This window comes from Acuticoccus kandeliae, assembly GCF_003073115.1.
This window is the reverse complement of the sequence record NZ_QBBV01000001.1, coordinates 2,673,279-2,686,153: the sequence shown is the minus strand read 5'-3', so window position 1 is coordinate 2,686,153 and position 12,875 is coordinate 2,673,279. Positions and strand designations below refer to the sequence as shown.

Annotated in this window: 8 protein-coding genes; 3 read left to right on the top strand and 5 right to left on the bottom strand. The window is 67.6% G+C overall.

The window, feature by feature from the left end; genetic code table 11:
• Positions 1-258: 258 nt before the first annotated feature.
• The 4 genes from DBV35_RS12220 to DBV35_RS12205 all read right to left on the bottom strand — a co-directional run bounded on the left by DBV35_RS12220 (position 259) and on the right by DBV35_RS12205 (position 4,904).
• Positions 259-1,869, bottom strand: a complete 1,611-nt coding sequence (locus DBV35_RS12220) for a peptide chain release factor 3 (protein WP_205648584.1) — start codon at positions 1,867-1,869, stop codon at positions 259-261.
• A 79-nt stretch (positions 1,870-1,948) separates the two neighbouring features.
• Positions 1,949-3,484: a tripartite tricarboxylate transporter permease gene (locus tag DBV35_RS12215; protein ID WP_108660390.1), complete on the bottom strand. Its 1,536-nt coding sequence runs from the start codon at positions 3,482-3,484 to the stop codon at positions 1,949-1,951.
• Between the two features lie 3 nt (positions 3,485-3,487).
• Complete coding sequence (locus DBV35_RS12210) at positions 3,488-3,919, bottom strand: tripartite tricarboxylate transporter TctB family protein (protein ID WP_108660389.1); 432 nt, start codon at positions 3,917-3,919, stop codon at positions 3,488-3,490.
• A 52-nt stretch (positions 3,920-3,971) separates the two neighbouring features.
• Positions 3,972-4,904: a Bug family tripartite tricarboxylate transporter substrate binding protein gene (locus tag DBV35_RS12205; protein ID WP_425428465.1), complete on the bottom strand. Its 933-nt coding sequence runs from the start codon at positions 4,902-4,904 to the stop codon at positions 3,972-3,974.
• Positions 4,905-5,077: 173 nt separating this feature from the next.
• On the opposite strand from DBV35_RS12205, the gene DBV35_RS12200 reads away from it, so the two are divergent.
• Together DBV35_RS12200 and DBV35_RS12195 are read left to right on the top strand one after the other, a co-directional pair.
• On the top strand, positions 5,078-5,992 hold the full coding sequence (locus DBV35_RS12200) for an NAD(P)-dependent oxidoreductase (RefSeq protein ID WP_108660387.1): 915 nt from the start codon (positions 5,078-5,080) through the stop codon (positions 5,990-5,992).
• 477 nt (positions 5,993-6,469) lie between these two features.
• Positions 6,470-10,270, top strand: coding sequence for a vitamin B12-dependent ribonucleotide reductase (locus tag DBV35_RS12195; protein WP_108660386.1), 3,801 nt, complete (start codon positions 6,470-6,472; stop codon positions 10,268-10,270).
• 79 nt (positions 10,271-10,349) lie between these two features.
• On the opposite strand, the gene DBV35_RS12190 is transcribed toward DBV35_RS12195, so the two are convergent.
• A complete protein-coding gene (locus DBV35_RS12190; protein ID WP_108660385.1) occupies positions 10,350-11,006 on the bottom strand; it encodes a hypothetical protein in 657 nt (218 codons plus the stop codon).
• Between the two features lie 211 nt (positions 11,007-11,217).
• Between DBV35_RS12190 and DBV35_RS12185 the strand changes: the two genes are divergently transcribed.
• Positions 11,218-12,873, top strand: a complete 1,656-nt coding sequence (locus DBV35_RS12185; RefSeq protein ID WP_170134912.1) for a methyl-accepting chemotaxis protein — start codon at positions 11,218-11,220, stop codon at positions 12,871-12,873.
• The last annotated feature ends 2 nt before the right edge of the window (positions 12,874-12,875 follow it).

Sequence of the window (12,875 nt, the reverse complement as noted above, 5' to 3'; positions counted from 1 at the left end):
GCGCCGCCGCGCGACGACGCGCTGACGGATCGGCTCCCGACGCGCGGCGTCCACAAGGAACCGATGTGCCATGAGGACCGCGAGAGCCGTGACGCCCGTGACGCTGGCCGCCGTGAGGAGCAATTCCATCGAATCCGTCCTTTCACACACACACCACTGCCAATGAAGATAGGCAAAGGTTGCGCCGCTGAACAGACCTTGAAGTGAGGTCCGCGACAGCATGAAGCCGCCGCGCAACACCTTTAGCGCGAGCAGGCCTCAGCGCATCTCCTTCGTCTCAAGGAAGCGAATATCGGGATTACGCTCCTTGACGTAGTTCAGCTCCCACATGTTGCGGGCGAGATAGACCGGATCGCCGTCGACATCGTCGGCCACCGTCGACTTGTTGGTGTCTACGAAGGTCTTGATCGCCTTCTGATCACCGCCGAGCCAGCGGGCGGTGGCGTAGGGGGCGGGCTCGAAGTCGATATTGACCTTGTATTCGGCCGCGACGCGCGAGGCCATGACGTCGAGCTGGAGCGCGCCGACGACGCCGACGATGTGGTCGCCGCCCATATGGGTGCGGAAGACCTGGGCGAGACCTTCCTCGGAGAGGTCCTGAAGGGCGCGGCGGAGCTGCTTGGTCTTCATCGGATCGCCGAGCCGCACGCGGCGCAGGATTTCCGGCGCGAAGCGCGGCAGGCCCGTGTAGCGGATGTCGCCCTTCTCGGAGAGCGTGTCGCCGACGCGCAGCGTGCCGTGGTTCGGGATGCCGATGATGTCGCCGGCCCACGCCTCCTCGGCGAGCTCGCGCTCCTCCGCGAGGAAGAAGATCGGCGCGGTCACGGCGAAGCTCTTGCCGGAGCCGGCCTGGTTGAGCCGCATCCCGCGCGAGAAGCGGCCCGAGCAGATGCGCGCGAAGGCGATCCGGTCGCGATGGTTCGGGTCCATGTTCGCCTGGACCTTGAAGATCATCGCGCTGACCTCGTCGGTGTTCGGGTCGACCACCTCGTCGCCCGCGGGCTGGGGCCGCGGTGGCGGGGCCCAGGCCGACAGCCCGTCGAGAAGGTCGGCGACGCAGAAATCGCGCAGCGCCGAGCCGAAGAAGACCGGCGAGAGGTGCCCCTCGCGGTAGGATTCCATGTTCACCGGCGGCATCGCGCCCGCGGCGAGTTCTGCCTGCGCGCGGAATTCGGCGAGCACGCTCGCCTCGACCTTCCCCTCCAGCGAGGGATCGTCGACGCCCGAGAGATGCTCGGTCTTGCCGAAGCCGGTGCCGCCCCCCTCGCGCACGCGGTGGAAGGCGTTCGTGGTGAGGTTGTAACAGCCGTGGAACTGCCCGCCCATCCCGACCGGCCACGTGACCGGCGAGAGCTCGAGCGCCAGCTTGTCGGCGATCTCGTCCATCAATTCGAACGGGTCGAGCCCTTCCCGGTCGACCTTGTTCACGAAGGTCATGATCGGGATGTCGCGCAGGCGGCAGACCTCGAAGAGCTTCAGCGTCTGCGCCTCGATGCCCTTCGCGGCGTCGACCACCATGACGGCCGAATCGACCGCGGTCAGCGTGCGGTAGGTGTCCTCCGAGAAGTCCTCGTGGCCTGGCGTGTCGAGGAGGTTGAAGACGATCCCCTCGCGCTCGAACATCATCACCGAGGACGACACGGAGATGCCGCGCTTCTTCTCGATCTCCATCCAGTCCGAGCGCGTGCGGCGCCGCTCGCCGCGCGCCGCGACCTCGCCGGCGAGGTGGATCGCGCCGCCGAACAGGAGCAGCTTCTCGGTCAGCGTCGTCTTACCCGCGTCCGGGTGAGAGATGATCGCGAAGGTGCGGCGCCGGGCGATCTCGGGCTTCAACCCCGCTTCGGCGGGCATGGTGGAGAGTGTGTTCATGCGGCGAGATGTAACCGTCCTCTCGCCGCTTCGCCAGCGTCCCCTTGCACGATCCTGATCCGCGTCCGGCGAGCCCGTCTCAGTCCGGGTCCGCCCCCTCATAGGCGGCCGTGTCCTGACGGCGGCGGCGCATCACCCGGCCGACGAGGAGCGGGGCGAGGAAGCCGAGGACGGCGATCGACCAGAGGATGATCGAGAGCGGCGAGGCGACGAGCGCGGTCCAGTCCCCGTCCGAGATCGTCAGCGCGCGCCGAAGGTTCACCTCCATCTCCGAGCCGAGGAGGACGCCGAGGATCACCGGCACCAGCGGCACGTCGAGCTTGCGCAGGATCCACCCCGCGACGCCGAAGACGATCATGACGAGGAGGTCGAAGGAGGAGCCGGAGATCCCGTAGATGCCGACGAAGGAGACCATCGCCACCACCGGCATCAGATAGCGCGGCGGCACCAGGAGGACGCGCACGAAGAGGCCGACCATCGGGATGTTCATGGCAAGAAGCATGAAGTTGCCGATGAAGAGCGCCGCGATGAGGCCCCACACGACGTCCGGGTTGTTTGTGAAGAGGAGCGGACCGGGCGTCACGTTGAGGGCGAGCAGCATCGCGAGCAGCACCGCCGTCGTGCCCGAGCCCGGCACGCCGAGCGCCAGCATCGGCACGAGCGCGCCGCCCGCGGCCGCGTTGTTGCCGGCCTCCGGCGCCGCGACGCCGCGCGGATCGCCGGTGCCGAAGGTGCCCTTGCGGTCGACGAGGCGCTTTTCAACCGAGTAGGCGATGAAGGAGCCGAGCGAGGCCCCCGCCCCCGGTAGGACGCCGGCGAGGAAGCCGAGGAGCGAGGTGCGCAGCATCGTCGGCGTGCAATATCGCATCATCGAGAGGCTCGGCACGATGCGGCCGACCTTCGGCCGCTCCGTCGGCCCGTCCTTGCCGAGCCGGTGCTCCAGGAAGACGAACACCTCCGACAGCGCGAAGAGGCCGACGATCGCGACGAGGAAGTCGATCCCGTCATAAAGGTGCACCTCGCCGAAGGTGAAGCGCTGGGTGCCCGTCTGCGGGTCGAGGCCGATCGTGCCGATGAGGAGGCCGAGCGAGGCGGCGAAGAGGGATTTCGCCTGGTTGCGCGAGGCGATGCCGCCGAGCGTCGCGAAGGCGAGCGCGTAGAGGGCGAAATATTCGGCCGGCCCGAAGAGGAGCGCGACCGAGACGAGGACCGGGGCGAGGAAGACGAGGCCCCAGGTCGCGAGGAAGGCGCCCACGAACGAGGCGACGCCGGAGATCGCGAGCGCCTCGCCCCCCTGCCCCTTCTTCGTCATCGGGTAGCCGTCGAGCGTCGTCATCATCGCCGGCTCGTCGCCGGGGATGTTGAGGAGGATCGAGGAGATCCGCCCGCCATACATCGCGCCATAATAGACGCTGGTGAGGAGGATCATCGCGGGCGCGGCCGGCAGGCCGAGCGTGAAGGCGAGCGGGATCAGGATCGCGACCCCGTTCGAGGGGCCGAGCCCCGGCAGCGCGCCCATGACGGTGCCGAGAAAGCAGCCGACGAGGGCGAGGAAGAGGTTCTGGAATGTCAGCGCGACGAGGAAGCCGTCGGCGAGCGATGCGAGCGCGTCCATCCCTTAGAACCCCCAAGGTCCCTTGGCGAGGGAGAGCCCCAGCACCATGCGGAAGATGACGTAGATGCCGACCGCGATGAGAACGCCCGCGATGACGGCCGCGACCGGATGCGCGCCGAGGCGCCAGGAGAGATAGGTCGAGGCGCCCCACGTCGCGAGGACGAAGCCAACCTCCGGCAATAGGAGCGCGTAGGCGACGAGGACGGCCGTCGCCGCGCCGATCTCGGCGATGCGCGCGAGCTCGGGCCATTCCGGGTCGGGGTCGGGCCGCAGCAGGAAATAGATGCCGCTGATCCCCATCAGCACGCAGATGATGATGGGAAAGGTCTTGTTGCCCACCGGGTCCTGCATGAAGGGCAGCGGCAGATGGGTGGCCGAGTAGATGAAGAAGACGGCGATCGCGACGCTGATGCCGCCGAGGATGCGATCGGACATCGCCCGTGTCTCCGGCTGGGGTGGTGGCGGGGACCGCCACCACCGGCGTGGGCTATTGGATGATGCCGATCTCGCGCGAGATCTTCTCGATGTTGCTGATCGAATCCGCGACGAAGGCCTGGAACTCGTCACCCGAGAGGTCGAGCGGGGCGAGGCCGTTCTGGGCCATCACGCTCTTCCATTCGTCGGAGGCGTAGACCTTGTGGACGGAGTCCACCCAGAAATCATACGCCTCGTCCGACATCTTGCCGGGCGCGTAGAAGCCGCGCCAGTTGGCGCCGACCGCGTCGACCCCCTGCTCGCGCGCGGTCGCGAATTCGGCGAAGTCGCCGGGCAGGCGCTCGGGCGCGAGGACGGCGAGGACCTTGATGTCCCCCGAATCGACGAAACCCTTCGCCTCCGACGCATCACCGGAGAACGCCTGGAGCGAGCCGGCGAGGAGCTGGGTGATCGCCTCGCCGCCACCGGAGAAGGCGACATATTTCACCGAGCGCACGTCCTCGATGCCGGCGGCCTGCGCCATGATCAGAACCTTGAGATGGTCCCACCCGCCGACGGCCGAGCCGCCGCCGACCGCGATCGAGCGCGGATCGGCCTTCATCTGGTCGAGAAGCTCGGGCAGCGTCGCGATCGGCGAATTGGCGGCGACGGCGATGATGCCATAGTCGGCGCCGACCGACCCGACCCAGCGGACCTGGTCCATCGTGTTGCCCGGGAAAGCGCCCTGGGCAAGGCGCGTCGCGGTCGCCGTCGAGGCTGCGACAAGAAGATCGTTGTTCTCGGCACGCTTGTTCACGACCTCAGCGAAGGCGACGCCACCGCCGCCGCCGGTGAGGTTGGTCACCTGCATGGTGCCGGGGATGAGCTTCAGATCCTGAAGCGTCTTTCCGACCTGGCGGCAGGTGAAATCCCAGCCGCCGCCGGGGTTTGCCGGCGCGATACATTCGGTCTGCTCGGGCTCGAATGCGGATGCGGGACCGGTCATCGATGCGACCAGCAAGGCCGCGCCAGCGATCGCGATCGTGGCCACGTCACGAAGCATAGATTGTCCTCCCTCATGCCCCGTCTGTTGCGGGGATTGCCCGCAGGATGACATGACAAGGATCGTTTTCAAGGTCCGGGGGCGATTCAGCGTCCCGGCGGGCCAGAGGAGAGACGATGGACGGCCTGAAAATTACGCTGCTGGGATTTGGTGAAGCGGGCGGCGCCCTCGCCGAGGGCTGGGACAAGGGGGCCTATGCGAGCCTCACCGCGTACGACATCAAGCTGACGGATCCGGCGACGGCCGAGGCGATGGCGGCGCGGATCGAGGCGCGCGGCGCGAAGGTCGCGACGAGCCTCGAGGATGCGCTGGCGGAGGCCGACCTCGTCGTCTCCCTCGTCACCGCCGACCAGGCGCAGATCGCCGCCGAGGCCGCCGCCCCGCTGATGAACCAGGGCGCCCTCTTCTTCGACGGCAATTCCTGCTCGCCGGGCACCAAGCGCAACTCCTCCGCCGCGATCGAGGCGGCCGGGGCGCGCTATGTGGACGTCGCGGTGATGGGGCCGATCTATCCCGAGCGCCACAAGGTGCCCCTCCTCATCGCCGGCCCCCACACGGGCGACGCGATGGCGGTGATCGAGCGCCTTTCGATGCGCGCCGGCATCGTGGAGGGGGATGTCGGGTCCGCCTCCACGGTGAAGATGGTGCGCTCGATCATGATGAAGGGGATGGAGGCGCTCTTCGCCGAGCTTCTCCTGTCGGCGACCAAGAGCGGCGTCGATGCGCGCGTCATCGCCTCGCTCGACGTGACCTTCCCCGGCTTCGGCTTCACCGAGCGCGGCGCCTTCGCGCTGGAGCGCGCCCTCGTCCACGGCAAGCGGCGCGCGGCGGAGATGAAGGAGGTTGCCCGCACGGTCGCCGAACTCGGCCTCCCGAATCCGATGGCGACGGCGACGGTCGAATGGCACGACCGGCTCGGCACCCTTCAAGGGGTGGACCGTTCGAACATCGACACCACAAGATATAGTGAGACCTGCGCCGAGATCCTTTCGGCGATGGGACTGGGCGAAAAAGCCGACAAGGCGGCCTGACCACCCTTCGGGCATCACCCCGCCCACCCATTGGGCAGCCTTTACCAAGGCGTCGGACGCGGACCGTCCGGCGCCTTTTTCACATCGATCGAAAGCACACCGCTGCGCGCGCCGGACGCCCGTTTCGGCCCCTCGGATCGGTGCAATTGGGCTGATTTCGCGTGTGACAATGAAGTTCGCAAAAAGCGCAAACTCTTTTTGCAGAATGAGAACAAAGAGAGTACATATAACCCGTTCCATGGCGTTTCGGTGAAGGGTCGAGGGGCCCCTCGCGGTTACGTCTCCTTAACGAATAACGCGGCATCTTGTTGGTCGAGCGGTGCAGGCACACCATATGTGGTGTGTGGGAGGGGTGTGGAGTTCAGGGGATAACCCTCTTTGGTCCACAGGAAGCTGGCCTTGCCCCGCTTCCAACCTCGATCCAAGCCGAGCACCTTCGAACGCGCCCCAGGCGAGCCCCCGAGCGAAGGAAGAAAGATGCGGATCGAACGACGCTATACGACAGACGGTCAGTCCCCCTATGACGGCATCGAATTTCGCAAGGCCGTCTCGGAAATCCGCAATCCGGATGGGTCGACCGTGTTCCGGCTCGACAATGTCATGGTGCCGGCGTCCTGGAGCCAGGTCGCGACCGACATCATCGCCCAGAAATATTTCCGCAAGGCGGGCGTGCCGGCCAAGCTGACGCGGGTCGAGGAAGAAGGCGTTCCCGTCTGGCTTCGTCGCTCCGTCGCCGACGAGGCGGCGATCGCCGCCCTGCCCGCCGCAGAGCGCACGGTCGGCGAAACGGACTCGCGCGCCGTGTTCGACCGCCTCGCCGGCGCGTGGACCTATTGGGGCTGGAAGGGGCGCTATTTCGACACCGAAGACGACGCCCGCGCCTTTTACGACGAGAACCGCTACATGCTCGCCACCCAGAAGGTGGCGCCCAACTCGCCGCAATGGTTCAACACCGGCCTCCACTGGGCCTACGGCATCGATGGGCCGAGCCAGGGCCACTATTATGTTGACCCCGACTCCGGCGAGCTCGTGCGCTCCAACAGCGCCTACGAGCACCCGCAGCCGCACGCCTGCTTCATCCAGTCGGTCTCGGACGACCTCGTGAACGAGGGCGGCATCATGGACCTGTGGGTCCGTGAGGCGCGCCTTTTCAAGTACGGCTCGGGCACCGGCTCCAACTTCTCCGCGATCCGCGGCGAAGGCGAGCGCCTGTCGGGTGGCGGCAAGTCCTCCGGCCTGATGAGCTTCCTCAAGATCGGCGACCGCGCGGCCGGCGCCATCAAGTCGGGCGGCACGACGCGGCGCGCGGCCAAGATGGTCGTCGTCGACATCGACCACCCGGACATCGAGGAATATATCGACTGGAAGGTGCGCGAGGAGCAGAAGGTCGCCTCCCTCGTCACCGGCTCCAAGGTCGTCAAGAAGCACCTCACCGCCGTCATGAAGGCGTGCGTGAATTGCGAGGGCTCGGGCGACGATTGCTTCGACCCGGCGAAGAACCCCGCGCTGAAGCGCGAGATCCGCGCGGCGAAGTCGGCGCAGGTGCCGGAGAACTATATCCGCCGCGTCGTCCAGTTCGCGCGCCAGGGCTACACGACGATCGAGTTCCCGACCTTCGACACCGACTGGGATTCGGAGGCCTATCTCACCGTCTCCGGCCAGAACTCCAACAACTCGGTGCGCGTGACGGACGCCTTCCTCAACGCCGTCGCCGAAGACAAGCCGTGGGACCTCAACTGGCGCATCACCGGCAAGGTCGCGAAGACCCTCCAGGCGCGTGACCTCTGGGAGCGCGTCGGCCACGCCGCGTGGGCCTCGGCCGATCCCGGCATCCAGTTCCACACCACCATCAACGACTGGCACACGTGCCCGGCGGGCGGCGAGATCAACGCGTCGAACCCCTGCTCGGAGTACATGTTCCTCGACGACACGGCGTGCAATCTCGCCTCGCTGAACCTCCTGCAATTCCGCAGCGAGACCGGCGAGTTCGAGGTCGACCTCTTCGAGCACGCCGTGCGGCTGTGGACGATGGTCCTCGAGATCTCCGTCATGATGGCGCAGTTCCCGTCGGCCGAGATCGCCCAGCGCTCCTACGACTACCGCACGCTCGGCCTCGGCTTCGCCAACATCGGCGGCCTCCTGATGGTCTCCGGCATCTCCTACGACTCCACCGAGGGGCGGGCGATCTGCGGCGCGATCAGCGCGATCATGACCGGCGTCGCCTATGCGACCTCGGCCGAAATGGCCCGCGATCTCGGCGCCTTCGTGCGCTACGAGGAGAATGCGGACGCGATGCTGCGCGTCATCCGCAACCACCGTCGTGCCGCCCACGGCGAGAGCGAGGGCTATGAGCGCCTCTCGACCCTCCCCGTCCCGCTCGACAAGGCCTCCTGCCCCGACGCGACCCTCGTGGAGCGCGCCGGTGCGGCCTGGGATCGTGCCCTCGCCCTCGGCCAGAAGCACGGCTTCCGTAACGCCCAGGCGACCGTCATCGCGCCGACCGGCACGATCGGCCTCGTGATGGACTGCGACACGACCGGCATCGAGCCCGATTTCGCGCTCGTGAAGTTCAAGAAGCTCGCCGGCGGCGGGTACTTCAAGATCATCAACCGCTCGGTCCCGGCCGCCCTCGAGGCGCTCGGCTATGATGCCGACGCCCGCGAGACGATCATCAACTACGCCGTCGGCCACGGCACGCTGAAGGGCGCGCCGCACATCAACGCCGAGACGCTCGGTGAGCGCGGCCTCCCCGCCGCGGCGATCCAGGCCGTCGAGGAGGCGGTGAAGAGCGCCTTCGACATCCGCTTCGCCTTCAACAAGTGGACGATCGGCGAAGAGGTGCTGATGCGCGTCCTCGGTGTCGACGCGGCCGCGCTCGCGGATCCGAAGTTCGACGTCCTGAACGCGCTCGGCTACTCGAAGGGCGCCATCGAGGAGGCGAACATCTACGTCGCCGGCGCGATGACGCTGGAGGGCGCGCCGCACCTCAAGACCGAGCACCTCGCGGTGTTCGATTGCGCCAACCCGTGCGGCCGCCTCGGCAAGCGGTACCTCTCGGTCGAGAGCCACATCCGCATGATGGCGGCCGCCCAGCCGTTCATCTCGGGCGCGATCTCGAAGACGATCAACATGCCGAACGACGCGACGGTGGAGGACTGCACGGCGGCCTACGAGCTGTCGTGGAAGCTCGCCATCAAGGCGAACGCCCTCTATCGCGACGGCTCGAAGCTCTCCCAGCCGCTCCAGGCCCAGCTCATCTCCGATGACGAGGATGAGGTGGAGGAGCTGATCGCCGAGCCCGCGGCCAAGCGCGCCGCCCAGGTCGCCGAGCGTCTCGTCGAGCGCGTGGTGGAGCGCGAGGTCATCTCCCGCCAGCGCGAGCAGATGCCCGACCGGCGCAAGGGCTACACCCAGAAGGCCATCATCGGCGGCCACAAGGTGTACCTGCGCACCGGCGAGTTCGACGACGGGCGCCTCGGTGAGATCTTCATCGACATGCACAAGGAAGGCGCCGCCTTCCGCGCGATGATGAACAATTTCGCGATCGCCATCTCGCTCGGCCTCCAGTACGGCGTGCCGCTCGAGGAGTTCGTCGACGCCTTCACCTTCACCCGGTTCGAGCCGGCCGGCTTCGTCCAGGGCAACGAGGCGATCAAGAACGCGACCTCGATCCTCGACTACATCTTCCGCGAGCTCGCGATCTCCTATCTCGGCCGCAACGACCTCGCCCACGTGGCGCCGGAGGATGTCGGGTCCTCCACCACGATCGGGCGCGGCGTCGCGGGCGACAAGCCGGCCCCGCAGATGGTCTCGCACGGCCTCGTGCGCGGCCAGCGCTTCCGCCTCATCCGGGCCGACGCCCCCGAGGCGCGGGCGGTGGACGTGATCGCGAACGCCATGAGCCGGGTCTCCGCCGGCCAGGCCGCCCAGGCCCTCGCCGAGGCGCCCTCGCCCCGCCCCGCCCCCGCCGCGCGGCCCATCGTGACCGAGACGAGCGTGCGCACCACCTCGCTCGAGACGGTGAGCACCGGCGGGGCGGCGATGGACGAGATCCGCGCCGAAGTCGCGGCCCTTCTCGGCCTCTCGGGGGATGACGTCATGGTGGAGGAGCGGCCGGCGACGACCGGACCGAAGGAGACCGCGGCCGAGCGCGCGGCGATCGCCCGCCTCAAGGGCTTCGAGGGCGATCCGTGCGGCGAGTGCGGGAACTTCACGCTGGTGCGCAACGGCACGTGCCTGAAGTGCGACACCTGCGGTTCGACGAGCGGATGTAGCTGACAAAAAAGGCGCCGCGGAACCCGCGGCGCCTTCCTCGACGATCCGACGCCCGCCCGGTCATGCCGGGCGGGCGTTTCGTTTACTGGAACCGCGCGAGGCGGGCCTGGAGGCGGTCGACCTGCTGCTGAAGATCGGCGATGCGCTGGTCACGCTGGGCGATGAGGCCGCGCAGCTCCTCCATCCGCGCGGCACGGCGCTGGGCGCGGTCCTTGGTGTCCTCAAGGCGCGTGCCGCGATTTTCGAGCTGGCGCTGCAGGCGGTCGATCTCGTCCTCCTGCTGGAAGACGATGGCCTCGAGCTCGCTCATCTGCTTGTCGCGCCGGGCGAGCGCGGTGCGCAGCTGATCGACCGAGGCGCCGAGATCGGCCACATGATCGTCGCGGATCGCGATCGTGCGGCGCAGCTGCGTCTCGATATTGGTCAGCTCCGAGATGCGCTGGTCGCGCAGCTTGATCACCCCGGCGAGGCGCTGAACCTGCGCTTCCAGATTGGCGATATGCTGGGCCTGCTGCTCGCGCGCCTGCTGCGAACGGCGCAGCGACTCGGCGAGATCCTGGTTGCGCTCACGCTGGTTGATCAGCTTGTCCACGACTTCGGGACGGCTCGCCTGGGCGAGCGTCACGCCGGACGACCACTCGGTCGTCACGCCCTGCGTGCGCCCGGAGAACGCGTCCGCCATCGACATTGTGGGCAGCACGGCGAGCGCCGCCAGAGCGATCCATTTCACGGCCTGCACGATGAACTCCTTCTCGATCCGATTTCCTCCAGACTACCGATCGAAGGTGAATGCAGGGCGAACGGGGCTCGACGGCGCCGCAAGGTCGGCACAAGCCCCGGCCCTCCCCCGCAATTTCAAGTCCACGCACCCGCGCAAGAGTGTGCGCGCCGCGCCGGCCGACAGCGAACGCAATAGCGGGAACCGCCATATGAACGAGATTAGCCTACGCATGAAAATGCGAGTGATCCTGACGATCCTCGCCGTGCTGACCGTGGGGCTCGGGGTCTTCTCCATCGAGCGAATGAGCACGATCAACGACCAATCGAGCCTGATTTCGGACATTTTCGCGCCCCGCATCGAGTCGATCAGCATGGTCGAGACGGCCGTCGCGAACTTCCGGATCGCACAGGCGACGCACGTCTTGTCCGAGGAGAAGCCGCGGATGCAGCGGGCCGAATCGGAGATGAAGTCGCTCGCCGCCGACATCGACGGCGCCCTGTCCCGCATCGCCGACGACGATCTCCTCCCCCAGGAGCGGACGATGCTGGATCGCGTCCAGGAAGGATGGGCCACCTACTTCAAGGAGAGCACCGAGATGGTGGACCTCTCGCGCATCAACGAGAACGACGCCGCCTTCCGCATCCTGCTCGCCTCCGACCCGACCTACGAGAATCTCTCGCGCACCCTCGTCGACCTGCGAAACGAGACGATGCTGCGCAGCACCGAGGCGAACGAGACCGGCGACGCGACCTATGCCCTGTCGCGCATCATCGTGATCGCCGCGCTGGGTTTCGTCGTCGCGATCTTCGTCTCCGTCGCGCTCTATTTCGACCGCGCCGTGGGCGCCTCCATCACCGGCATCACGAAGACCATGACCGCGCTCGCCGAGAACGACCTCTCGGTGGAGGTCGCCGGGCGAACGCGGGGTGACGAGATCGGTGCGATGGCGCGCGCGGTGCAGGTGTTCAAGGAGAACAGCGCGCAGCGCATCAAGCTGGAAGCCGAGCAGAAGGCCTCGGAGGCGCGGCGCCAGAAGCGGCTCGCGACGGTGGAGAACCTCCTCACGGGCTTCGAGGGGTCGGTCTCGACCGCACTCCAGGCGGTGGCGTCCTCCGCGACGCAGCTCAACACCACGGCAGGCGACATGCTGAACGTCTCGCAGGCGACGAGCCGGCAGGCGGAGGTGTCGGCGACGGCGGCCGAACAGACCTCGGCGAACGTGCAGACGGTCGCCTCGGCGACGGAGGAGATGAACTCCTCCCTCCAGGAGATCTCCCACCAGGTGACGCGCGCGGCGAGCATCGTGACGGAGGCGGTCGACGAGGCGGTCCGCACCAACGGGACGATCAAGGGCCTCGCGACCGCGTCCGAGCGGATCGGCGAGGTGGTCAGCCTCATCGCCGATATCGCGGCGCAGACGAACCTCCTCGCCCTCAACGCCACCATCGAGGCGGCGCGGGCGGGGGACGCCGGCAAGGGCTTCGCGGTCGTCGCGGCCGAGGTGAAGAGCCTCGCCGAGCGCACGGGCAAGGCGACGGAGGAGATTTCGAGCCAGATCGAGACGATGCAGGGCGCGACCGGCAACGCCGTGACGGCGATCGAGAAGATCGGCGCGACGATCGATTCGATCAACGAGATCACCACCGCGATCTCCGCCGCCGTCGAGGAGCAGAGCGCGGCGACGAGCGAGATCTCGCGCAACGTCACCCAGGCCGCGACCGGCACGGAGGCGGTCTGCACGAACGTGATCCGCGTCAGCGAGGCGGCGCAGCACACGGGCGCGGCGGCGACCCAGCTCCTCGGCGCGGCCGGGACGCTCAATCAGAGTTCGGAGAAGCTGAACGACGAGGTGGAGCGCTTCCTCACCGACATCCGCGCGGCCTGACC